15 protein-coding genes are annotated in these 24,731 nt (G+C 38.0%); 6 read left to right on the forward strand and 9 right to left on the reverse strand.

The genetic code is table 11. The features are described 5' to 3' along the window. Window positions 1–61 precede the first annotated feature (61 nt). On the reverse strand, window positions 62–1,360 hold the full coding sequence (locus ASG21_RS15560; RefSeq protein ID WP_056082557.1) for a M48 family metallopeptidase: 1,299 nt from the start codon (window positions 1,358–1,360) through the stop codon (window positions 62–64). An 83-nt stretch (window positions 1,361–1,443) separates the two neighbouring features. Here ASG21_RS15560 and ASG21_RS15565 point away from each other — a divergent pair, with 83 nt between their 5' ends. Both ASG21_RS15565 and ASG21_RS15570 read left to right on the forward strand, forming a co-directional pair. After that, window positions 1,444–2,577, forward strand: a complete 1,134-nt coding sequence (locus ASG21_RS15565) for a serine hydrolase (RefSeq protein ID WP_056082560.1) — start codon at window positions 1,444–1,446, stop codon at window positions 2,575–2,577. Between the two features lie 173 nt (window positions 2,578–2,750). Further along, window positions 2,751–3,362 (forward strand): YdeI/OmpD-associated family protein, encoded by a 612-nt coding sequence (locus ASG21_RS15570; RefSeq protein WP_056082562.1) that lies wholly within the window; start codon window positions 2,751–2,753, stop codon window positions 3,360–3,362. A gap of 466 nt (window positions 3,363–3,828) precedes the next feature. Here ASG21_RS15570 and dnaE read toward each other — a convergent pair whose 3' ends face one another. Together dnaE and dinB are read right to left on the reverse strand one after the other, a co-directional pair. Next, the gene (gene dnaE / locus ASG21_RS15575; RefSeq protein WP_056083755.1) at window positions 3,829–6,897 is read right to left on the reverse strand and encodes a DNA polymerase III subunit alpha; all 3,069 of its coding nucleotides are present in this window, start codon (window positions 6,895–6,897) and stop codon (window positions 3,829–3,831) included. Between the two features lie 19 nt (window positions 6,898–6,916). Continuing rightward, window positions 6,917–8,065, reverse strand: coding sequence for a DNA polymerase IV (gene dinB / locus ASG21_RS15580; RefSeq protein ID WP_056082565.1), 1,149 nt, complete (start codon window positions 8,063–8,065; stop codon window positions 6,917–6,919). A 61-nt stretch (window positions 8,066–8,126) separates the two neighbouring features. On the opposite strand from dinB, the gene ASG21_RS15585 reads away from it, so the two are divergent. Further along, window positions 8,127–8,897, forward strand: a complete 771-nt coding sequence (locus ASG21_RS15585; protein WP_056082568.1) for a LexA family transcriptional regulator — start codon at window positions 8,127–8,129, stop codon at window positions 8,895–8,897. Window positions 8,898–8,964: 67 nt separating this feature from the next. Here the strand turns inward: ASG21_RS15585 and prfA are convergent, their stop codons facing one another. The 6 genes from prfA to lon all read right to left on the reverse strand — a co-directional run bounded on the left by prfA (window position 8,965) and on the right by lon (window position 19,879). Then, on the reverse strand, window positions 8,965–10,050 hold the full coding sequence (gene prfA, locus ASG21_RS15590) for a peptide chain release factor 1 (protein ID WP_056082571.1): 1,086 nt from the start codon (window positions 10,048–10,050) through the stop codon (window positions 8,965–8,967). Window positions 10,051–10,131: 81 nt separating this feature from the next. Further along, window positions 10,132–10,728 carry a hypothetical protein gene (locus ASG21_RS15595; RefSeq protein ID WP_128414334.1) on the reverse strand — a complete coding sequence of 199 codons (597 nt, stop codon included), beginning with the start codon at window positions 10,726–10,728 and terminating at the stop codon, window positions 10,132–10,134. Between the two features lie 110 nt (window positions 10,729–10,838). Continuing rightward, window positions 10,839–13,676, reverse strand: coding sequence for an alpha-amylase family glycosyl hydrolase (locus tag ASG21_RS15600; protein ID WP_056082577.1), 2,838 nt, complete (start codon window positions 13,674–13,676; stop codon window positions 10,839–10,841). A 161-nt stretch (window positions 13,677–13,837) separates the two neighbouring features. Beyond that, the gene (locus tag ASG21_RS15605; protein WP_056082579.1) at window positions 13,838–15,904 is read right to left on the reverse strand and encodes a T9SS type A sorting domain-containing protein; all 2,067 of its coding nucleotides are present in this window, start codon (window positions 15,902–15,904) and stop codon (window positions 13,838–13,840) included. A gap of 149 nt (window positions 15,905–16,053) precedes the next feature. Continuing rightward, entirely contained in the window at window positions 16,054–17,166 is a 1,113-nt protein-coding gene (locus ASG21_RS15610; protein WP_056082583.1) for an AI-2E family transporter, read from the reverse strand. Window positions 17,167–17,473: 307 nt separating this feature from the next. Further along, a complete protein-coding gene (gene lon, locus ASG21_RS15615; RefSeq protein ID WP_056082586.1) occupies window positions 17,474–19,879 on the reverse strand; it encodes an endopeptidase La in 2,406 nt (801 codons plus the stop codon). 256 nt (window positions 19,880–20,135) lie between these two features. Here lon and ASG21_RS15620 point away from each other — a divergent pair, with 256 nt between their 5' ends. The 3 genes from ASG21_RS15620 to ASG21_RS15630 all read left to right on the forward strand — a co-directional run bounded on the left by ASG21_RS15620 (window position 20,136) and on the right by ASG21_RS15630 (window position 24,690). Next, a complete protein-coding gene (locus ASG21_RS15620) occupies window positions 20,136–22,268 on the forward strand; it encodes a peptidylprolyl isomerase (protein WP_056082589.1) in 2,133 nt (710 codons plus the stop codon). Between the two features lie 124 nt (window positions 22,269–22,392). Continuing rightward, on the forward strand, window positions 22,393–23,346 hold the full coding sequence (locus ASG21_RS15625; protein ID WP_056082591.1) for an MlaD family protein: 954 nt from the start codon (window positions 22,393–22,395) through the stop codon (window positions 23,344–23,346). A gap of 18 nt (window positions 23,347–23,364) precedes the next feature. Then, on the forward strand, window positions 23,365–24,690 hold the full coding sequence (locus ASG21_RS15630; RefSeq protein WP_056082594.1) for a 4Fe-4S dicluster domain-containing protein: 1,326 nt from the start codon (window positions 23,365–23,367) through the stop codon (window positions 24,688–24,690). Window positions 24,691–24,731: the final 41 nt, after the last annotated feature.

The raw sequence follows: 24,731 nt of genomic DNA on the forward strand, positions 1-24,731 counted from the left end.
TTTTTGAAAATTTGTCAGGCTTTTTTACTTAGAAATCTGTTGGAAGCTTAAAACTATATACTTAGGATTCTTTTTTATAAAAATCCGCGATATTTTTTATTTCATCCAGACTTAAATTCCACATGAAATTCAAAAACTGCTGATAGCTCTCACTTTGATTTTTTGGGTCTACTCTGTCTAAATAACGGTTTAAATTGTAATTTTTTCTAGCCTCATAAATTTTAGAAAAACATTTCCCGAGCCAGCTTCTGTAATACTTTTCTTCTTCGCCGTCCTGCAAAAACTGCAAACTTTTATAAATGCCGACGCCGTAATCTTCAGAATTATAAAAATTAGGCAATGTTTCCATTCTGGCGATTTTTTCGAGTGCTGCAAAAGAATCTGATGCCTTCCCATCTTTCTCCTCTGTTTTCAGTTCAGGAAAAATCTTTCTCAGGTTATCAACCCGCAATGAAATTTCAGGATGAGAGCGCACAGAATCTTTATTGAGTTTTTCTTTGTAATGGTTGTAATTATACAGTGAAAAATCTTCCTTTTTAAGCCATTTTTCTTTAAATTCCTGATTGGGCAGACTGAAATATTTCTTGTAAGTGTCCAGCTTTAGCGTTCGCGGCGAAATCGTATCAAAATCCTCCAGTCTCTTTAACGTATTAACAAATTCTGCCGGTCTGAAACTACTCTTTTTAAAAATAGCATATCCCAGAGAATCTGCCTGCATTTCCTGCTTCCGGTTTTCAATTCTATTTTTATAGATTCTGTTTTTTAAGATATCGAAAGCCCGTTTGTTGCTGTTATCTTTATCGTATTTGATATTCTGAACCAGCAGCCTGTCGGTTTGATTATGGTCAATTAAACTGATAAAATCCTTTAAACTGTGATCTGAAATTTTGTGTCCCAACTCATGTGCAATTACTGCTGCCACCTGGTCGTCGTTATTCAGCCAGTTGAAAAGTCCCAAGTTGATTACAAAAGTGCCGTCTGCAAAACAGTAGGCATTCGGCGTATTGTCTCTCGCAATCAGAATTTTCAGATCTTGTGGAATCTGACTGTTGTTTTTCCTTAAACCGTTAATGAGACTTTTTACTTTTTCATCAAAAACAGAATTGAAAACAAAATTTTTATCTTTTACTTTTTGAGTAAAATCTTTCTCAAAATTTTTATAAACTTTCGCCAGCTCGCTGCCTTTTTTTCCGGGATAATCGGCTTTGCTTTTCTTAATAAGACTTTCATTATTTAGAGAAAATATTTTCAGAAATTCTTTCCGCTGCAGATAATCTGCAGTATCGATTGCTTTATAGGTCTGTCCAAAACACGTTACAACGTAAAAAACAGACAGCAGGAACATCAATTTTTTAATCATAAAATCATCACATATTCACAAAAATAAATCATTTTCAGTCAATATTTTAAAATTAGTTTAAATTTGTTTCAGGAACATTTTTTATGGCAGTTTTCATTTATTTCATTGTATTTCTCGTCCTGCTGACGGCAATTGTTTACATTTTAGATTACGGCTACCTCATCAACGGAATATCTAAAACTTATCTGAAAGGCAAAGCCAGTGCTCACATTGACGATGGTAAATTCTTCAGTAAAAATGTTATTGAAACTAAATCTCCGAAACCCTGGGTAAAAGCTGATAATTACAACAAAACAGATCTACCGAAAAATATAGTTGATGATTTAAATATTGGAAACACTGCCTCATTTTTAGTAATTAAAGATGGAAAACTGGTGCACGAACAGTATTGGAAAGGCTATAACAAAATTTCTCTGACTAATTCTTTTTCGATGGCAAAAGCTGTTACGGTGATGCTTTTGGGTAAAGCTCTGGAAGAAGGAAAAATAAAAAACATTAACGGTAAATTTTCAGATTATTTTGATGAATTTAAAACCAAAACTTCAGCTGAAAATTTAACTTTAAAAAATCTGGCTCAGATGGAATCCGGCTTAGACTGGGATGAAGATTATAAAAATCCTTTCCGTCCCAATGCCAAGGCTTATTATGGAAAAAGCCTTATTGATGCTACGTTTAAAAGAAAATTTAAAGAAAAATCTGGTGAACGATTTGAGTACCAAAGTGGTTCGACGCAACTTTTAGGATTTGCAGTAAAAAAAGCTGTTGGACAAACGCTTTCAAGTTATTTATCTGAAAAATTCTGGATTCCACTGGGAATGGAGCAGAATGCCATCTGGAGCACTGATCAAAGCGGTATGGAAAAGACCTATTGCTGTATTCACGCGACTTCCAGAGATTTTGCCAAGCTTGGACAGTTATTTTTGAATGATGGGGAATTTGATGGGCAGCAATTACTTAATCGCCAATTCATCAGTGAAATGAAAAGCCCGACCAAAAAATCCAGTGAAATTTACGGAATGGGATTCTGGATCAATAATGACAATCCAATTAAACATTATTATTTCCTCGGACTTCAGGGGCAATACATCATCATGGTTCCTGAACATAATATGGTGATTGTAAGAACCGGAAGCTATAATAATTTGCCTAAAACAGACAGAGGAAGGCCGGATCAGGTGAGGTTTTTAGTTAATGAAACTGTGAAGTTTTTAAGTTAAGGTTGAGGTTAAGGTTGAGGTTGAAGTTAAAAATGTTAAGCACGAAGTTTAAATAAAAAATTAAGGAAATATTTAAAGACATTTTAAGCAGCTCGCTAAATTAAAATGTATCTGATCCTAAAAAACTTAAAAACTAAAAGTCCTTACTATTTCAACTTTTTAAAATTAAAATCATGGAAAAATACAATCCGAAAGTTGATGAGTATATTGAAAAAGCACCTGATTTTGCACAACCGATTTTAAACCTCATCAGAGAAGTCGTACACGAATGTTCTCCGGAAATTGAAGAAGCCATCAAGTGGAAATTTCCGACATTTATGTACAAAGGAAAAATTCTCTGCTCGATGGTTTCGTTTAAACAGTATTGCAGCATGGGATTTTGGCTTCACGGTGAAATGCAGACTATAAAAAATCTTGAAACTAATGCCGAACAAACCAACATGTTCAGCCTTGGCAAGATTACCAAAATGGAAGAACTTCCTAAGCGGCCTCAGCTCAAGAAAATTATTCTCGAAGCTATGGAACTGACCGACATGGGCGTTAAACTGAAAAAATCCGCACCTTCAAAAACCGAAATTGAAGTTCCTGAATATTTTCAAAATGCTTTAAGCCAAAACAAAAAAGCTCTTGAAGTTTTCGGAAAAGCATCACCCTCATTCAGAAAAGAATACATCAACTGGATTATCGATGCCAAGACCGAAACAACCCGAGACAAAAGAATGGATCAGGCTTTGGAATGGATTTCTGAAGGAAAAGGGAGAAACTGGAAGTATGAGAAAAAGTAATGGAGCCGGAAGCTGGGTGATGGAAGTTGGAAGCTGACCGGCTTGAAAATATTTTTTAACCTGAAAACTTTTTTAAACATTATCGGATATTGCTGTCAGTAATAACATAGTTTTTACAAATATGATTGTCATTCCTGAGGAATTTAAACTCTTTTATTTTCAGTGTGTTGAGATTCCTCCGGAATGACAAAATGACTGTTGACTTTGTTTATGATGAAACGAACATTTATTTAAACAACAAATCCATCACAGCAAATCAATAATTTCCTCAAAGTTGATGAATGCTTTTTCGACAAAGTAAAAAAATCCAAAAGTTTCTTTAAGTTATTGTTTTAAAAGAAAAAATTCACAAAGCTGAAATCCAAAGCTTATTTGAACTCCTCTGCAACCTATATTAAACTTTAAATTCAGCCTTAAACTTTTGTGACTTTTGTGGTTGATATAACTTTTAGACAAGCTATAAATATTAATTGAATTTCTGTCTCGGCAAGTTGATTTCATGCGCCTGCGGATAAGGTTTTCTTGAGGTCATGCTGACGTCTTCACGAACCAACCGATGCGCATCATATTTTTTCTGTTCGTCGTAAGCATATCGCGGATCTGGAATCATCGGCATTTTTGCCATCTTGTGAATGGTAATGGTCGGAAAATGATAATCTACTTCCACTGTTCCGAGCAAAAGATAACATCCGCCACCCTGAAAATCATATTCTTTCAAACTGTCCGGAAAATGTGCGGTATCAAAATAATCTCCGTTTACATCGATCCATGTTCCGAAAAACATCGATCCTTTTTTTGTAGGGACGTGTTTTCTCGAAATCAAATATGCCAGCATTTTCACCTGTCTTTTGTGAAATTTCAACAGATCTTTTACAAAAACAGCCCCGCGGTATTTTGTTTCCAGCAAATCAAACGGACTGCAGGAAACGGGAAATCCTATAATTTCCAGTTCATCAAAGGCATCCTCGAAGCGTTCCCTTTTAAGTTCCGGAAGTTTATAATCCTGCGCAGGTTCTTCGATGAGCATTAAATTTCGGTTTTCAGGTTTGAAATTGATCAGCAGCAATCTCGCCTCGATCAACAGTTCATTTTTCTGCTTTCCGGTAAATCTGAAAGCACCAATAAAAATAAGGATCTGAATGGTTTCGATACCAATAGAAATGCGTCTGATAAAGTCTTCCAAAGATTTATAACAGCCGTTGTTCTCACGCTCTTCAGAAATCATTTGAGCAACTTTAGTTTCGAGTGACTGCAAAACCATAAAGCCCAGATAAATTTCTTTTCCTTTTAAAACCGTCTGAAATTCGCTTGTATTCACACAGGGATTCTGCACGATCGCTCCCGACATTCTCGCTTCGTGAATATAAACTTCGGTACGGTAAAACCCGCCCTGATTATTGATTACCGAAACCATGAATTCCAAAGGGTAATACACTTTTAAATACAAGCTCTGATAACTTTCCACGGCATAAGAAGCTGAGTGCGCTTTACAGAAAGAATATCCTGCGAAAGATTCAATTTGCCGGTAAGCTTCGGTCGTAAGCTCAATAGAATGCCCTTTTGCGATGCACGATTTAAAGAAATGTGTTTTCACTTTCTGAAGTGCAGACAGAGATCTCCCTTTCCCACTCATCGCTCTTCGCAGAATATCGCCATCACCTAAGCTCAAGCCTCCAAAATACTGTGCGATTTTGAGAACATCCTCCTGATATACCATAATGCCATATGTATCTTTGAGGTGTTCTTCAAAAATAGGATGGAAATATTCAAACTGATCGGGATGATTGTGCCGGAAAATATACTCCCGCATCATTCCGCTTTGTGCAACACCAGGACGGATAATAGATGAAGCCGCAACCAGTGTAATATAATCTTCGCATTTTAATCTCCGCAAAAGTCCGCGCATGGCGGGAGATTCTATGTAAAAACAGCCAATCGTTTTCCCGACTGCCAAATATTCGTTGCAAACCGATTCGTTTTTTGAAAGTGTCGTATCCCGAATATCAACATCAATCCCTTGTGTTTCTTTAATGAGTTTTACCGTGTCGTTAATGGTTCCGAGGCCTCTTTGGGAAAGAATATCAAATTTTTCCAAACCAATATCTTCCGCCACATACATATCAAACTGAACGATTGGGAATCCTTTTGGTGGCATCTCGAGAGCCGTGTAATTAGTAATGGGCTCTTCAGAAATCAAAATTCCACAGGCATGCATGCTTCGCTGATTGGGATATTTTTCCAATAACTTTCCGTATTCATATACCTGTTTTACAATTTTATCCGAATGATGCTCATTCACTGATTTTGTGGCGAGAATATCCAGTTCTTCTTTCGGTAGGCCAAAAGCTTTTCCAACCTCGCGAAAAATTGACTTGTATTTAAACTCTACATTGGTTCCGCAGAAAGCTACGTGTTCTTTATCATACTTTGTAAAAATATATTCGAGCATTGCATCACGATCCTGCCAACTCCAGTCGAGGTCGAAATCGGGAGGTGCGGTACGGTTAAGATTTAAAAAACGTTCAAAATATAAATCCAACTCGAGCGGACAAATATCTGTAATCCCGAGGCAATAACTTACAATAGAGTTGGCGCCACTTCCTCTTCCAACGTGCATAAAGCCCATTTTGTTGCTGTGCTGCACAATATCCCAGGTGATGAGAAAATAGGCTGAGAAATTGAGATCACCGATAACTTTCAGTTCTTTTTCAACTCTTTTTCTGGCAACCTCATCTTCTAAGCCATATCGTTTTTCTAATCCTTCATAAGCGAGCGTATTTAAAAGCGCTATATCTTCTTCCCGGGATTCTAAATAGTATTTCTTATTCTTATTTTCTGTACTTCCGCGTTCTTTATAGGTGAAATCAAAACCACATTTCGCGAGAATTTCTGTGGTGTTATTGATGATTTCCGGATAGTGTACGAATGATTTTATTAAATTTAATTCAGAAGTAAAATACTCAGATTTTCGGCAGACATCATCTTCACTAAGTTTTGAAAGAATCGTATTGTTATCGATGGCTCTTAAAATCCTGTGCAGATTGTACTCTTTTTTGGTGCTGAATGTTACCGGATGCAACACCACCATTTTATGACTTCTATCTTTAAATTCAGGGCGAATCAATAAATTCAATTCTTCTTCTCTGATGCCTATAAATTCATTTTCTTTTAAATTTTCCGGAATATTGCTTAAAGGATAAATGACAAAAACCCGCTCGAATTCGGGAGCCGTTTCAGAAAGTTCAACGCCATAGCAATTGTGAGCGGTGAGTATTTTATTGACTTCACCAATTCCACTGAATTCTTTAGCAATGGCGATATACAAAAGTTTATTTTCTTTCCTTACCTCAATTCCGGCAATGGGTTTTATCCCGACATTATCACATTCTTTTTTAAATTCATAAATAGCAGTTACTGTATTGATATCCGTTAAAACCAATTCTTTAATTCCCAATTCCTCAGCCTGCCTCACCAGTTCTATGACCGATAAAGTGCCGTAGCGAAGACTGTGAAAAGAATGGCAATTGAGAAACATTGTATAAAAATTTTTAAAATTATTTTCCGAAATCAAATCCTGAAGCTCTGCCGACAGCATCTGCCCCGAAGCGGTTTTTAAGATAATCCATGGTTTGGTAAAGGTTCATCTGCTCTTCGGTATCTTCAAACAGATTCATCTGATGATTTCCGTGAACGAGATCTGTAAAGCGCAAACCCACGAGTCTGAGGCGCATTCTTCTTGTATATACTTTATTAAAAAGTTCCAGCGCAATTCTCGACAACGTGTGATCGGCAGAAGTGTAAGCTACTCTATGCTGTTTGGTTTCGGTATCGAAATTGGCATAGCGGATCTTAATAACAATGGTGGAAGTCAGCCATTTTTCCTGTCTTAACTGATAGGCTAATTTTTCTGCCATACCTGAAATCAGTCTTTTCAGTTCCAGCAGATCCATCGTATCGGTGCTGAACGTTCTTTCTGTGGAAATCGATTTTCTTTCGGAATAGGGAACAACCGGATTTTCATCAATTCCATTGGCTTTTTTCCACAATTCTTTTCCGTTGACGCCGATCATCTGCTGTAAAACCAAAACAGGAACTTCCGACAGAGTCTGAATGGTTCTGATGCCGATTCTCGATAAAAGCTGAAATGTTTTGTCGCCCACCATTGGAATTTTCTTTACCGACAGCGGATTCAGGAAAGGTTGAATTTCTGATTCTTTGATTTCTAACTTCCCGACAGGCTTGGATTCTCCGGTTCCGATTTTTGAAACGGTTTTGTTGGTCGACAATGCAAAACTTATCGGCAAACCGGTTTCTTTGGTCACGGCGGCAGAAATTTCTTTAGTCCACTGATAACAGCCGAAAAACTTATCCATCCCGGAGAGATCAAGGTAGAATTCATCGATACTTGCTTTTTCCACTACAGGAACTCTTTCCTGAATAACTTCGGTGACCAGATGTGATAATCTGGAATACAGTTCATAATCTCCCTTAACTACTTTTGCATCAGGGCAAAGCCTTAACGCCATCCTCATCGGCATTGCTGAACGGACTCCAAATTTCCGTGCTTCATAGGAACATGACGCCACAACCCCACGGTCTCCTCCACCGATGATAAGAGGAATTCCTTTGAGTTCTCTATTTTGTAGTCTTTCACAAGACACAAAAAAAGTATCCATATCCATATGAACAATTGCACGTTTCATTTTACAAAATTAGATACTATTTGTCCCAAAATGATTATATTTGTGGATACAATTTGTCCCAATGTCAATTTTTTCAGATAACATCAGGTTTTTAAGGGTTAAGAAAGATTTATCCCAACAAGGTTTTGCCGATAAGCTTAATCTCAGTCGTGATCGGTATTCAAAATATGAAAATGGTCGCTCTGAGCCCTCATATGATGTATTGATTAACATATCCAAACACTTTCATATCAGTATTGATCTTCTTCTTACTGTTGATATTAAAAAATATCCCTTAGACGAAATTCTGCAACTTCCGGACAACAGAATCGTGCTTCCCATCATCGTCGATCAGTCGGGAAATAACAGCATTGAAATTATTCCACAGAAAGCATCAATGGGTTATTTGTCCGGCTACAGCGATCCTGAATATATCGAAAATTTACAGCGGATTTCATTACCGTTTCTTACCAACGGAAAATACCGGGCGTTTCCGGCGCAGGGAGATTCTATGCCACCGTTCAGAGATGGTTCCTACATTATTGGAAAGTATGTTGAGAATATTGAGGATTTAAAACCAAACAAAAGCTACATTTTCATCACGCTGGATGATGGAATTACCTATAAAAGATTTAAGGCTAAAAAAGAAAATTTAATCACCGTAAGTGCCGACAATGAATTTTATGATCCGTACGATATTGATCTGAAAAATATTGTTGAAATCTGGCAGTATACATCCGGTATTTTCCCTGAAGAATTTGAAGCAGATCATCCTCAGAATTATAATGTGAAAGATTTATTTTTGGAATTGAGAAAGGATATTAAAAATCTGGAAAATAAGATTACGAAATAGAATTCAGGTCACAAAAAAGCTTCCAAAAAAAATTCGGAAGCTTTGATTTTTATAAAGAAAGAAAATTTTAATAATTATCTTCTTCGCCTTTCATTTTTTCAGCATTTTCTGCCATGATTACGGCGTCGATCATTTCAGAAATATCACCATTCATGTAGGCATCAAGATTATACATTGATTTACCGATTCTGTGATCTGTAACTCTTCCCTGGGGATAATTGTACGTTTTGATTTTTGCAGAACGGTCACCGGTAGAAACCATCGATTTACGCTGTGCCGCAATATCTCCGACAGATTTCTGAACTTCAATATCGTATAATTTGGTACGGAGCATTTCCATCGCCAGCTCACGGTTGGCCAACTGAGAACGCGCCTGCTGACATACGACTACCATTCCTGAAGGTTTGTGCGTCAACTGTACTTTGGTTTCAACCTTGTTTACGTTTTGTCCACCCGCTCCACCTGAACGTGAAGTCTGCATTTCGATATCTGCAGGATTTAATTCAAAATCGATCTCTTCAGCTTCAGGTAAAACCGCAACTGTGATTGCTGAAGTGTGTACACGACCTTGGGATTCTGTCTCCGGAACACGCTGTACACGGTGAACTCCGGATTCAAATTTCATAATTCCGTAAACCCCGTCGCCTTCGATCTTCAGAATAAGTTCTTTATATCCTTTTGCTGCTTCACTGGAGTCTGTGATCTCATGCTTCCAGCCTTTTGTTTTGAAAAACATGGTGTACGCTCTGTAAACGTCTTCCACGAAAATCGCCGCTTCATCGCCACCGGTTCCGGCACGAAGTTCCACGATCACGTTTTTGTCATCGGTAGGATCCTTAGGAATCAGAAGAACTTTCAATTCTTCTTCCAGACCGGGAAGTTTTTGCTGAGCCTCTACTTTTTCTTCTTTAGCCATATCTACAAGGTCTCTGTCTGAACCATCTGCGATGATTTCCTCAGATTCCGCGATGTTGTCTAAAGCATTTTTATATTGGTCGTAAACGTGTACTATTTTTCCTAAATCGCTGTATTCTTTGTTTAAAGAAGAATATTTTTTCTGATCCGAAATTACGTCTGGCTGTATAATAAGGTCTGCTACCTCATTATATCTCTGTTTTATCGCTTCTAATTTTGGAATTAATGACTTAGACATATTAAAAATTTAGTTTGCAAAGATACGGAATTGACAATGAAGAACAAAAGACCATTTTAATAAGCTTTTGTATCTTATTTCTCATTTGTTAGAATCATAAAAAATATTTTCCATCAAATCTAATTGTTTACCAGTAACTTCATGATAAACCTGTAGTTCATATTTTCCTTCGTTGAGTCGCCAAATGATGAGTAAATCTCGATTGAAGGCGAATTCTTTATTTTTTAAAGAATTTTTTAAAGAATTAATTTTAGTTAATTTATTCTCACATTCTTTCACATTTTTTGAATGTGTTTTTTTACCATCAGTGAGTAAATAAGAATGACATTTGGTTTCGTTAAGTAAATATAAATATTCATAAGGGCCTTCGGTATTAGAAAAATTAATGATTAAAGTAAAATCATTTTGAGAATTAAAAGTTTTATTTTTAAGACCTAAAACTGAAAATTGTTTTTCCAAAAAAGAATCGTCTTTTGACTTAATAAAATTAATATGCTCTGAAATTCTATATTGCTGTTTCTGATTTGCTTCCAATTGTTGCTCAAGCTCACTAACAACTGACCGTTTTAATTCAGAAGTTATAAATATTGGTTTAAAATCCTTATCACGAATATTTGGATTATGTTGGGATTTGCATGATATTACCAAAATAAAAAAGAGCAGATATTGTATTTTCATTCTAATATTTATTATTGTGTTTAAAAATACTTCTTTTTAAAACAAAAAGCCCTGCCAACGTTTGAAACGCTGGCAGGGCTGATGTTAGGATATTTTTAATCAATTAAATATTACTTCACGATCATTTTTTCAATAGAAACTCCGGTTTCAGATTTTAAATGAACCAGATAAGTTCCTGAAGGATAATTGGTGTTGATTTCTAAAGTACCATTTTCAGTTTTGAGTTGATAAGAATTCATCTTTTTACCGGTCATGTCGTAAATGGTAATTTCTCCGTTTTTAACTTTATGATAAATCAGTTTTGCCACTTTATTTTTCACAGGATTATCGGCAATCTGAAGCGAAAGTCTGTTTTCTAAATTCTGCTCAGATGTTGACAGAGTTCCTGCGGCATTTCCGTAAATTCTGAATTCCCCCGGTTCCAGACTGATCGGAGCTGTGGTGGACGATACAGTGTATGAAGAGTTATCCATTAGATTCTGCCACTGTCCGGCGTATGGGAAATAAGGAACTATATTTCTTGTGGTAAGTCCGTAATTCGCTAAAACTAAAACATTTTTCATTCCGGCAACGGTGTTGTCCTGAAGATAAATCCTTGTTACCAGACCGTCCACATCATTCGTCAGATTGTTGGATTCTACAGTGTACGTTTTCGTTTTAAAAACAGGGTGAATATTTCTTAAATTAATAATCTGCGACCATGTAGTGTAAATAGAATTTCTGTTCGGATTGGTGTCATAACCTAAAGTGAAAGCTACAGGCTTTTCATCTGTACGGCAGGCGTTGTTGATGCTTCCGTCCGGACATCTGTTGATGCTGAATTCATAGCCCAATTCTCCAAACTGCCAGATCATTTTCGGGCCGGGAACAGTAAAGAATGTTGCTCCGAAAGTTTTCATTCTGTTTAAAGCTGTATTCAAAGTGGTTACATTGTAACCGCCGCTGCTTGCTCCGTAAGCCAGATTTTTAAACATTAATCTTTCCTCGTCATGGCTTTCACCAAAACCTACTGTATAATTATTGGTAAAACCGTGCAGTTCGTGATCCATACGGTCAAAACTGCTGTTATCTTTGTAACCCATGGTATTTTGGTTGTATGGACCGTTCTGGTTGTTCCAAAGCATGACACCTTTTCCTTCCGCTACTCTGTAGTTTGCCCACTGTTGCTCTTCGGCGTCAGTTCCGAGGTGCTCAAATATCATATAAGAATTAGGATCTATAGCCCACTGTTTGTCTGCATAATACTTCAGAACATCTACTCTGTCCTGCTGATAGGCGTTGGTGCAGGTTTCGTCATTTTCAGTACAGTTCTGGGTAAAACCTTTGGTTAAATCCCAACGGAAACCGTCAACTTTATATTCTGTAAGCCATTGCTGAAGACATCTTTCAACATAGTATTTTGTTGCAGCTGTGCTGTGATTGAAATCATTAAAAACATTATAAGAATGTTTCGGAACTGTATTAAAATAAGGATTATTGGCAGCGATATCTCCATAACCGTCACCATCCGGATCTACATTCCAAAGTCTCGCCAGCGGATTTCTTCCTGTCGCATGATTGAAGGCAACATCGAGAATAACGGCGATTCCCTGCTGGTGACAAAGATCTACGAATTCTTTAAATTTCGCCGGAGTTCCGTAAGCTTTATCAATTGCGTAATGGAATGATGTGTTGTAACCCCATGATATATTTCCTTCAAATTCCATAATCGGCATCAGCTCGATTGCATTGATATTTAAAGTTTTTAAATATGAAATTTTATTGATTAACGACTGCCAGTTTTTTTCTGCCGTGAAGTCTCTCAAAAGCAACTCATAAATAACAAGATTCTCCTTGTTGGGTCTTGTAAAATTGGTTACCTGCCACGGATAAGCTGTTTCACCCGTTTTAAACATAGAAACTTCAAAGCCCTGTCCTGCAGGGAAAGCTGGTAAATTAGGATAAGTGGTTGCCGAAATATACTGATCATCATACGACGAAAGAATCTGTGGAGAAAAAGGATCTGCCACTTTCTTTAAATCATTGGTTCTGTACTGGAAAGTATAGAGCTGCTGTGCAGTAAGTCCTGATAGCTCAATCCAGTACAAATCCGGATTTGTTGTATCCCGTTTCATTAAGTAAGAATCATTGACCGCCCATCCATTAAAACTTCCGATCACATGAACGAAATTTTTGAACGGTGCGTACAGAGCCAATCCCACTTTAGTCTGATCTGTAGGATGGTAGTTAATTCCCTGCTTTATCCATGTAGGAATTGCTTCTGAAACTACATTTCTTGGAGTCTGAAGAACAAAAGTTCTGTTCTTGACAGTATTGTTGGCATCAGTTGCAATCAGTTCCATATCGGCATCAGCTACCATTGTGTAATTGTAAGAATACGACGTTGAAGCCACTGAAGTTGAGTGAACAACCACTCCGTTGGCTTTCAGCTGATAAGTTGCCGCTGTGGTTGCTGTCGCAGAAATATTAATTGAACTTCCTGCTGCAACACTGGTAATGCTGTTGGCTGCCGGGCTGGTCATATTTAAATTTAATGTTCCGACATTCACATAAATATCAGGTGAAGTCTGACTGCTTCCTGTTTTTGTTTTCAACAGGAAACCAAATCTGCCGATGTTGGTTCTGTTGTAAAATGTTGTCGGCGTAAATGTAAGCGAGTAGGAATCTGTTCCTGCATTGTAAGCCAAACGGTTTGTTTCATTTGAATTCCCCCATGTTCCGTTAGTCGGGCAGTCCTGACTGTTGGCGTAATTCTGATCCAATGACCATGACCAGATATAAACTGCATTATTCACAACACCCCAAGCCGCTTCATCAATCTGATTTCCGGGAACGGTAAGTGTGATCTGCTGTGTTTCGTTGAAAGGATTGGGAGAAATTGTATAAGAAATCTGCCCAAAAATATTAGCGACAATCAACAGAAAAAAGGGTATAAGTATTCTTTTCATAAAGTACTATTTTTAGCGAATCTACAATAAATATTAAAACGAAAATCACTCCTACTGATAATTTATCATTTAGAGAAAATAAAAAGCCCATCCGGAGATGAGCTTCATGTAAAAATTAATGATTAAAACAGTGTGACTGGTGTTTATTATAAAATTTGTGTTTAGTTTTTAATGATTTTTTTTGAAACTTTCTGTCCGTTTTTGAACTCGACTTCCACGATATAGATTCCTTTAACTAAAAATGTCATATCGATTTGATTATTTCTAAATTCCGCAACCATTTTTTGTCCCACAAAATTGCTTACAGAAATATTCTGAACCTGAGAATCTGATTTGATATACAGAATCCCGTTGGTTGGGTTTGGATGAATGCCAACTGAATTATTTTTAGAAAAATCAGTTACACTTAAAGCATCACTTGCAGGTTTTATGCATCTTACGGAAGACCCCTGACCTCTTGGAGCTCCGGCTGAGGGATTTCCAATGGTTGTTCCTACGTACAGATATTTTGCTCCTAAACCTGTAGGAGTTGAGCTCCAGAAATACCCTCTCTGACCTACAAATCCGAAAGAACCATCAGTGAAAGATCTGTTTCCACCGGCAGGAAGTTTGAGTTTGCTTTCGTAGGCTGTTGCAGGATTATTGATTCCTTCTGCATTTTTAACTGCAGTCCAGTCGGCCTGTGAAGGCATTTGCCAATTGGGACCAACGGCTTTACAGGGATCAGCTCCGTTTACAGCTGTGACTGAATTGGATGTTGCTGTCCATTGATCATTAAGGTCATTTCCGCCCCACCATGATCCGAGAATAAAAGATGAAGAACTGTTCAATCCATTAGGTGAATTTGGTGAAGGAGCATTAGCTGTTGATGAATTTCTTACCTGATGGCCGTCGTCCCATCTTCCCCACTGGAAAAGATCGCCGTAAGAATCAGCGTCAGAAAGTGAAGTCGCCACCTGCGAGCTTCCCAGGTTCTGCTGAAGCCAGATTTTACCGTCGGCACCTCTTACGGTTGTGTACGTTACTGACTGACCTTTGTAATTAAATGTCACACATCCCAGATCGCCAACATTAGTTCCAGGATCGGTATTGTTGCAAGAACTGTTCGATGACGGAGACGGAATTGTAATACGCTTCACTTTTGTATTTCCCTGTGAGTAAGCTAACAAAAGATAATTATTCACATTATCAACTGCCAAATCATTATAAGTCGCCTCACCATCGGAAATAAAATCTCCTCCGAAAGTTGACCAGGTATTTGATGCTGAATCTAACTGATACGCAGTATTTCTTAAAAAATTATCATTCTCCCAACGGCTTGCCACCACGTAAGGTTTACCTGATGAAGTAACTGCCAAAGCAACGTGCTGTACGCCGCCTGCGGAAAAATAAGCGTTTCCAACCTGTTCCCATGAAGTTCCATTAAATTTTTTTACATTAACCTTTCTGGAATTTGCTGAGTTTGAAACGTAAGCAACATACAGATTATTATTAGAATCAATTGCAATATCAGAAGTGTACTGCTCGCCGGAAGATGCCGCATCTACAATGCTTCCGCCAACCAATGCCCATGGATCTGATGACACTGCTGTGGTTGTATTTTCGTAAACACGTACACCACTCGCCACATTGGATGTGTAGACTTTGTTGTTGGTTCCTATCACCATTTCTGCGAAGGCAGCACCATTTGAAAAGCCGGCATTCCCCACCTGTTCCCAGATTCCGTTGACCAATCTTTTTACCGTTCCCGAACCGAGCGTACTGTACGTAAACAAAACTCCTGAGGGAGCAACCGCCGACGCGTGATAGTTGATTGTAGAAGTCGCTGCACTTGCCAGTTGAGTCCATGAAGTTCCGTTAAAATGACGGACTTCCAAACCGCTTCCCTGATTGGTGTAATAAAGATCAGTTCCTGCAGTATTAATGGAAAGTGAGTTGTATGTCGCAAAACTATTGGTAATTCCAGCACTTCCGCCAACGTAAGACCATGCAGTTCCGTTAAATTTCTGAACAGATCCTTTCTGAACCGAAACATCATAATAGGAAAGATAATAATTACCTGTATTGTCTACCACTAAATTATTAAAACTGCTTCCACCCGCTGAGACATTTGCCGATGAACCTACATTTTCCCACTGTTGGGCATTTACATCATTATTTCCTGCAACAAACAGCACCAAAACGGCAAAGCCCAATTTCACTGCCGATGAGTATAAACTTCCACACATAACAATCTTATTTTTATTTATTCTAAATTGATTTAAATTTTCTGCAAATTTATATCATGTAAATAAAAAAGACTTATCATTACCGAAGTTTATGTTATCATACCCGCAGAATTTTCAATTTTAAAATTAAATTATTGGGAATCAAAAACTTAATCCTTTTCTTCAAAAGTAATGTTCTTTGAAATTTTATATTTTCTCTTCTTTTTGTCAGGTTTCTGATCTTCACCCAGAAGTCTGCCCCATGCCTGAAGTCCTTCAACTCTCTCAAAAACAATTTTAATGATCGCAATCGCAGGAATACAGAGCAACATCCCAGAAATCCCCCACAAATGTTCACCGATAATTATACCTATGAAAGAAAACAAAGCATTGATCTTCACTTTGGAACCTACCACAAAAGGAAGCACAATATTTCCGTCGATGGCATGAATAATCACATAACCGATAGCCGTATAAACACAGTCTGAAACCGTGCCCGTGGCAAACGCAATGAAGCAGGAAATCAAAAGTGAAATACAGATTCCGATGTATGGAATTACATTAAGCAGTCCGGTGAGAACCCCTAAGAGAATAGCATATTTTACATCTAAAATACTCAGCAAAATAGTTGTGAGTACAGAAACGATGATGATTTGAATGAATAAACCAATAATGTACTGCTTCGTCATTACTCTTACTTCAAAAACGGCTTCCATTACGCTGTTCTGATGCTTTTCATTAAAAACATTAATAATAAACCGGTTTAAAATTCTTCTGTAATTTAAAATAAAAATGAAAAACAGAATGAAAAAAGCTAAAAACCCCAGACCGCTTGAGAAAATCCCGAATGTAAAGCCTAAAATCAGACCTGAGGAAGAAAGTATTTTCCCCACACCCTGATCGATATAGTCAAACTGCTCCTTGATTTTCACATTAAAAGTTCTGGAAACCCACTGCTGCAAATCTTCGAAAACACTGGTGAACTGGGATCTCAATTTTGGAATATCATTGGTAAACCCTGAAATCTGAGTTGAAAAAAAGTAGATCAGTCCAGCTAAAAAAATAATAAGCACGAAGACCGACGCCAAAGTAGAAAATGACCTCGGAAACCTCAGTCTCCTCTCCAGAAAAGTGGCAAATGGTAAAAACAGCATCGCCATCAGAAATGCCAGAAAAAAAGGAGCCAGAATACTCTGCCCAAGACTCATAAGATAGCCAATCCCAATAATTGAGATGACAGCAAGTGCGAGTTTCTGAAGAAAAGGAAGTCGAAGTATATTCATTTGGAAATCTGTGTTTAAGAATAAGCAAACACTGAAGTGGCATAAACAAAAAACACGCCTTTCAGCGTGCCTGATGTAATTTAAATTCTATTTTTAATTTTGAAACCCAAACTCAACTGCCTGCATTCTGCGTAAGGGATAGAAGCGGCATCCTTTTGTAAGGAGGAACGACGAGCAAAAGATATAGCGGATAGCCCGACCCGTTTGCATGAAGCGTGGGGAACGCTGGCAGGGTTTCGAACCCTGCCAGCGTTGAGCGTGGCAATGCAAAGGGATACGCCCAAAATTTTGTTACAAAAAACTTTGGTTACTTTTCTAATGCAATATCAATGACCTCCTCCATTCTGTTGACGTAATGCACCTTCATGTTTTTGATGTAATCCTGTTTGATTTCATTCACATCTTTGCGGTTGGCTTCACAAAGAATGACCTCCTTAATTCCCGCTCTTGTTGCGGCAAGAAGTTTTTCTTTAATTCCGCCCACAGGAAGCACTTTTCCACGAAGGGTAATTTCTCCGGTCATGGCAAGATGAGGTCGAAGTTTTTTGTTGGTAAACGAAGAAATCATAGACGAAAGCATCGCAATTCCTGCAGACGGACCGTCTTTCGGTGTAGCACCTTCAGGTACGTGTACGTGAACGTTTTTCTTTTCAATTAAATCTTCATCAATTCCCAGTTCTTCATGTTTTGCTTTGATATACTCCAGTGCAATGGTTGCAGATTCTTTCATCACCGTTCCCAGATTTCCGGTCATCGTCAAGGCGCCTTTCCCGTTGCTGAGAATACTTTCGATGAAGAGAATGTCTCCGCCCACGCTTGTCCATGCCAGACCAGTCACTACTCCCGGTGAATCTGTGATCTCAGAAATATTTTTCGGTCGTGGAACTCCTAAAATTTCATCTACTTTATCAATGGAGATTTTTGGATCATATTCTTTTACCAGAGCGGTCTGCAGAGCAACCCAACGGGCAATCCCTGCAATCCTTTTTTCAAGAGAACGCACACCGCTTTCCGACGTGTGAGCTTCTACGATATGTTTCAGTTCAGCATTTCCGAGTTTGAATGATTTTGAATCCAAACCATTTTCGTCCTGCTGCTTTTTAATTAAATGTCTTTTGGCAATCTCAATTTTTTCCTCTAAAGTATAGCCGGCAATCTGAATGATTTCGGTTCTGTCTAAAAGGGGCGTCTGAATCGTTGACAATGAATTTGCCGTTGCGATGAACATCACTTTAGACAAATCATAACCTAGCTCAAGGAAATTATCGTAGAAAGAATTATTCTGTTCAGGATCCAAAACTTCAAGCAAAGCCGAGCTCGGATCACCATGAAGACCTTGCGCAATTTTATCCATTTCATCCAAAACGATTACCGGATTTGAAGTTCCTGCCTTTTTGATTGACTGAATAATTCTTCCCGCCATCGCACCGATATAGGTTTTTCTGTGACCGCGGATTTCGCTCTCATCGTGAAGTCCTCCTAAAGAAAGACGCACATATTTTCTGCCTAAAGCATCTGCGATCGACTTCCCTAAAGAAGTTTTACCAACTCCCGGAGGGCCAACCAAAAGAAGAATCGGCGACTTCATATTGTTTTTAAGTTTCAGAACAGCCATGTGTTCTAAAATTCTTTTCTTGATATCTTCAAGACCGAAATGGGCTTTATCTAAAATTTTCTCAGCCTTTGCAATATCAAAAACATCTTTAGAGTAGTTATCCCACGGCAGATCTACAAAGAAATCAAGGTAGTTCCTCTGAACATTGTAGTCGGGAGAATTCGGATTCTGTCTCTGAAGTCTTGAAATTTCTTTATCAAAATGATCCTCAACTTCCTGATTCCATTTTTTGTCTTTCGCCTTTTTTAAAAGCTCTTCAACATCGCTTTCGGGTCCGCCACCCAATTCATCCTGAATGGTTCTGATCTGTTGATTCAGAAAATATTCTCTCTGCTGCTTGTCGAGATCTTTAGATGTTTTCTGATGGATCTGATTTCTGAGCTCCAGCTTTCTGAAGTCTTCATGCATCATCTCGTAGCATTTTTTTGCTCGCTCCAAAAGGCTTTTCTCCTCCAGAAGCTTTTGCTTTTCGCCGGAAGAAAAACTGGCGTTGGAACAGATAAAGTTCAGTAAATCGTCGTTACTGTTTATATTTTTTATGGCAAAACTTGCAGCGTTCGGAATACCGGGATCGAGATCAATAATTTTTAAAGCCAGATGCTTAATATTCTCAAGAAGTGCCTCGTACTCTTCTTTATTTTTTGGTTTGGTATCTTTCAGCCTGGTTATTTCGCCCTTGAAGTAAGGTCGCTGCTCAACAATTTTCTTTATTTTAAAACGGTGAAAACCTTTTGTAATTGCTGTGATATTACCTTCCGGAAGCTTGATGATCTTAATGATTTTTGCTAAAGTTCCCGTAGTATAAAGATCTTTTTCTTCGGGATTTTCTATTTCAGAATTTTTCTGGCTTACGACACCGATGAATTCACCGTTTGCCTGCGCCTCTTCTAAAAGCTGAATGGATGTTTTCCTGCCTGCTGTAATAGGGATTACCACCTGCGGGAACATTACCATATTTCTAACGGGAAGAATTGGAAAAACTTTCTGTTCAGCATTTTTATCTGTTTCGGAAAAGTCTGAAATATCGATTCCCTCGGTCACAATATCAAAACCTCCTCCTAAGATTTCGTCAAAATCTATATCTTCAAATTCTGTCATACTATTTTCAATGACAAATTGTCATTCTATTTAATTGGTTATTTGCAGGAATCTGAGAAAAGCTTTTATCACAAGGCCTGAGATTCCGGAAAGTATAAATTGTCAATTGATATGCCATTTAGTTTTAATTAAAAAAAGCGGTCAAAATTTCCTTTTTAGATAAAAAATAAATTTTAAAACCTAAAAAAGCAACTTACATTGTGCTAATTTCTTAAAAATGTGTATTTTCGCAGACTATATAAAACTATATTATAAAATGGCAATTTTAGGACAGATTAGGAGTAAACCTTGGCTATTGATGGGGATTATTGCACTTGCACTTTTAGCATTTTTAGTAAACCCCGAAAGTATCGAGAAGGTTTTTGGTAAAAATCCTGATGTTTTAGGAAAGGTAAATGGTGAGAAGATAACCCGTGAAGAGTTTAACGACCAGCTATTTGTATTGCAGGAACAGGCGAAAAACCAGGGTCAGCCACAGAATGGTCTTGAGGAGCAGGCTTGGCAATTATTGGTGCAGTCTAAACTGATCAAGCAGCAGTTTGAAAAAATGGGCTTTGAAATGACTGACGATTTATTCTGGAGCCAGCTTCAGTACGATCAGATGTTTGCTCAGAACCAGCAGCTTTTTGACGAAAAAGGAAACTTCAAACTTCAGGAGCTTAAAAAAGAAATTGAGACTCTTCAGAATACAAACCCTCAGGGATTCAGCCAGTGGTTGAAAACCAGAAAATCTATCGAGTACAGAATCATGGCAAGACAGGTGTTTGCCAATATCTCGACAGGAATTACCACAGGCAAAAAAGAAGCGGAAGAATTGATGAGGCAGAGAGATCAGCTTGCTGACATTGATTTCGTAAAGGTAGATTACACATCATATCTTGCAAAAAACAAAATCAAAGTTACTACTGAAGATTTAAAAAATTATATCGACCAACATCCTGTAATGTTCAAAACAGAACCAAGCAGAAATCTTGGTGTGGTATATTTCCCGGCAAAACCGAGTGCTGCTGATGATGCTGCCGCACTAAAGGAAATCAACAGATTATATACAGGAACTGAAAGTGGAGAAAACTTTACAAACACAGCAAGTGATTCACTTTTTGTTTTGGCAAATTCTGATGTACCTTTCAACAATCAGTATGTTCAGGCAAATCAGGTTCCGCAGGCGCTTCAGGGCAAAATTGAAACTGCAGCTGTCGGACAGGCTTTCGGTCCTTACAAAGAGCAGGATTTTTATGTAGTTTCAAAAGTTTTAGATAAAAAACCTTCAGATTCTACTCTTTCAAAACATATCTTGATTTCTTACAAAGGAGCTGAAAGATCTACAGCAACGAGAACTAAAGAAGCTGCGAAGAAAATTGCAGACAGCTTACTTGCTGCAATTAAAGGTAATCCTGCAAAATTTGCAGAAGGTCTGAAGTTATCAGACGAACCGAATGCAGTAGAAAGAAACGGAAGCGTGGGCTGGACAACACCTCAGAGCCAGTTTGCTCCGGGATACCTGAGTTTCCTTGCAGGCAATGCGAAAGGTTCTACCGGTCTTGCAGAAACAGAATTTGGTTACCACATCATCAATGTTGAAGATAAAAAAGCAGGGACAATGGGCTATAAAATTGCTCACCTTGTAAAAGCTGTAAAAGCATCTGAAGCTACTGAAAACTTAGTGGATAAAAACTCAAGAAGATTTATTCAGCAGGTGGAAGGGAAATCTTTCAATGATTTTGTAAATATTGCTAAAAAAGGAAGTTTCCAGTACACCAATGCTGCTCAGGCTAAAAGATTTGACGGGCAGATTCAAGGTTTGGGAACAGATAAAGATCCTGAAATCCTTACATGGGCTTTCGACAGGAAAAGAGAAAAAGGAGATACTGAATTGTTTACGGTAGAAGGAACAGGAGATAAAATTGTAGTTTATCTGAACGGAAAACAGGATAAAGGTCTTGCTGATCCGGAATCTGTAAGAAGCCAGATTGAAACTATCGTTCAGAATAAATTGGCTGCTAAAAAGATCGCTGAGAAAATCGGTAAAGCTTCAAGCCTTGATCAGGTAGCTAAAATGTTTGCAGTTACAAAACAGTCTGCTCAGGTAAACATTCTTCAACCTTCAGTGGCAGGAGCTATGGAGCCTAAAGTAGCAGGTGCAGCATTTGGTATTCAGAAAGGTAAAGTTTCAAATCCTATCGAAGGTGGAACCGGAGTTTACGTTTTGGTGAAAAAATCTGAAACTGTAAATAAGCAGGCAGGTGATGTAAAACAGTTTACAGAATCTATCAGCCAGAGAAATGCAGGGATGTTTGGGCAGGCATGGATGAAGAGTCTGCAGGATAATGCAGACATCGATGACTACAGAATCGAGATCTGGGACAAGCTGGGATCGCAGCAACAATAAAAATTAATTTCATCATTATATTGAAAGCGGCAAAGTTTTTGTCGCTTTCGTTGTACTTAACACAGAGCAATAGTTTAAAACACCCAAAATGTATTATATTTGCTCATTAGAAAAAATTTAAAAAGTGAAGTTCAGCAAAGAATTAAAGGCCGGTCTTATCGCACTTCTGGCGATTGGTGGTTTTGTGTTTTTATTTCAGTTTATGAAAGGCAGAAGTCTTTTTACGACTGATAATATTTTTTACGCTAAATACGAAAACGTAGAAGGCCTAACGCAATCTGCCCCTGTGTCAATTAACGGTCTGAAAGTAGGACAGGTAGACAAAATAATTCCCATCACCGGAAAAGACGGACAGATTACCTTTGTCGTGAAGATTACCGTTGATGATGAATTTGAATTTTCAAGAAATTCCAGCATTGAAATTTTCGAACCGGGTTTAATGTCTGGTAAGGAAATGAAACTTAATCTGAAATACGGTGGTGCTACCGCAAAAGACGGTGACACTTTACAGGGTGCTTATAAGCTTGGAATGCTCAACAGTCTTTCTTCTCAGGTTGGTCCGGTAAAAGATCAGTTACAGACTGTACTTTACAGAGTTGATTCTTTGATGATGAATGCCAATCAGGTAATGAATGCTCAAAACAGAGAAGAAATCAAAGTTTTATTACATAATCTCAACAGAACTGTAGGTGCACTTGAAAGCACTGCGGGAAGCGTGAACAAATTAGTTGGAAACAATGATCCTAAACTGCAGAAAGTTTTAGATGAAGCCAGCCTTACAATGCAGAGCGGTAAAACGACTTTAGACAAATACGGAAATCTTGCAGAGAGCATCGACACACAGAAACTGAATGCTACTATTGCCAATCTTGATGCAACTGTAGGTCAGTTGAACAAAGTAGTATCAGGAATAGACCGCGGAGAAGGAAGTTTGGGTAAAATCATGAAAGATGAGCAGCTTTATAACAACCTGAATTCTGCATCTACCAATCTTAATGCACTTTTGGAAGACTTTAAAGCCAATCCGAAAAGATATGTAAACTTCTCTGTATTTGGCAAAAACGCAAATAAAGAATAACTATTAACCTTTTCTGACATGCAATATATCGACAATATCCTATTTGTGATTTTAATGATTGCGGGATTTGGTCTTTTCGCTAAAAGTCTGCAAAAAATTTACAGAAACATCCTGCTCGGAAAGGAAATCAACCGAAGCGACAGAAAAGGCGAGCGATGGGAAACCATGGCTCGCGTTGCAATGGGACAGAGCAGAATGGTGAAAAGACCCATAGCAGGTATACTTCACCTTTTTGTGTATGTAGGTTTTGTGATCATCAATATAGAAGTTCTAGAAATTATTATTGACGGAATCTTCGGAACTCACAGATATTTTTCTACCCTTTTAGGTTCTACATTTTACGGAATTTTTACAGCGACTTTAGAAGTTCTTGCTGTTTTGGTAGTGATAGGTGTAGTCATTTTCTTTATCCGTAGAAATTTTTACGGTGTGAAAAGATTAACGATGAAAGAACTTTTCGGCTGGCCAAAAAATGACGCCAACTGGATTCTTATTATAGAATTTGTTCTGATGGTTGCCTTCTTTACAATGAACGGAGCAGATTATTATGCTGATCAGGTTTCCGGGGCACAACATTTTAACAGCAGTTTTCCAATATCGAGATATCTGTTTCCTTTCTTTGGAAATTTCAGCCTGGAAGCTTTGCACATAACTGAGCGGATTGCATGGTGGTTTCACTTCATCGGAATTTTATTCTTCGCCAATTATCTTTATTATTCTAAACACTTACACATCATTTTAGCCTTCCCAAGCACCTGGTATGCTAATCTTGATTTGTATGGAAAATTTAATAATTTAGATTCAGTTACCAAAGAAATCAAACTGATGATGGATCCCAATGCTGATCCATACGCAGCTCCGGCTGAAGGTGCAGAAGAAGCTCCCTCTAAATTCGGTGCAGAAGATGTGTTTGATTTAAATCAGGTTCAGCTTCTTAATGCTTATGCATGTACAGAATGCGGCCGCTGTACTTCTGTCTGTCCGGCAAATATTACTGGTAAAAAATTGTCTCCAAGGTTAATCCTAATGAAAACAAGAGACCGTCTTGAAGAAGTAGGCAGAAATATCGATAAAAACGGCAAGTTTGAGGACGATGGTAAAAAATTACTGAACGATTATATTACGAAAGAAGAACTTTGGGCATGTACAACCTGCAACGCTTGCACACAGGCCTGTCCTGTACTTTTAGATCCACTTTCCATCATTTTTGAAATGAGAAGATTTTTGGTAATGGAACAGTCTGCCGCACCACAGGAATTAAATCTGATGATGACGAATGTCGAAAACAATGCTGCACCTTGGCAGTACAATCAGGCAGACAGATTGAATTGGGCAAATGATTAATTAATTTAACAATGTAAAAATCTAGCAACGTAACAATTATT

This window comes from Chryseobacterium sp. Leaf394 (genome assembly GCF_001424105.1).
Taxonomy (GTDB): domain Bacteria; phylum Bacteroidota; class Bacteroidia; order Flavobacteriales; family Weeksellaceae; genus Chryseobacterium.

Excerpts from the sequence above, each read along its gene's own strand:
- ASG21_RS15560 (WP_056082557.1), bottom strand. The coding sequence starts at position 1,360 with ATGATTAAAAAATTGATGTTCCTGCTGTCTGTTTTTTACGTTGTAACG.
- ASG21_RS15565 (WP_056082560.1), top strand. The coding sequence starts at position 1,444 with ATGGCAGTTTTCATTTATTTCATTGTATTTCTCGTCCTGCTGACGGCA.
- ASG21_RS15570 (WP_056082562.1), top strand. The coding sequence starts at position 2,751 with ATGGAAAAATACAATCCGAAAGTTGATGAGTATATTGAAAAAGCACCT.
- dnaE (WP_056083755.1), bottom strand. The coding sequence starts at position 6,897 with ATGTTTCTCAATTGCCATTCTTTTCACAGTCTTCGCTACGGCACTTTA.
- dinB (WP_056082565.1), bottom strand. The coding sequence starts at position 8,065 with ATGAAACGTGCAATTGTTCATATGGATATGGATACTTTTTTTGTGTCT.
- ASG21_RS15585 (WP_056082568.1), top strand. The coding sequence starts at position 8,127 with ATGTCAATTTTTTCAGATAACATCAGGTTTTTAAGGGTTAAGAAAGAT.
- prfA (WP_056082571.1), bottom strand. The coding sequence starts at position 10,050 with ATGTCTAAGTCATTAATTCCAAAATTAGAAGCGATAAAACAGAGATAT.
- ASG21_RS15595 (WP_128414334.1), bottom strand. The coding sequence starts at position 10,728 with ATGAAAATACAATATCTGCTCTTTTTTATTTTGGTAATATCATGCAAA.
- ASG21_RS15600 (WP_056082577.1), bottom strand. The coding sequence starts at position 13,676 with ATGAAAAGAATACTTATACCCTTTTTTCTGTTGATTGTCGCTAATATT.
- ASG21_RS15605 (WP_056082579.1), bottom strand. The coding sequence starts at position 15,904 with ATGTGTGGAAGTTTATACTCATCGGCAGTGAAATTGGGCTTTGCCGTT.
- ASG21_RS15610 (WP_056082583.1), bottom strand. The coding sequence starts at position 17,166 with ATGAATATACTTCGACTTCCTTTTCTTCAGAAACTCGCACTTGCTGTC.
- lon (WP_056082586.1), bottom strand. The coding sequence starts at position 19,879 with ATGACAGAATTTGAAGATATAGATTTTGACGAAATCTTAGGAGGAGGT.
- ASG21_RS15620 (WP_056082589.1), top strand. The coding sequence starts at position 20,136 with ATGGCAATTTTAGGACAGATTAGGAGTAAACCTTGGCTATTGATGGGG.
- ASG21_RS15630 (WP_056082594.1), top strand. The coding sequence starts at position 23,365 with ATGCAATATATCGACAATATCCTATTTGTGATTTTAATGATTGCGGGA.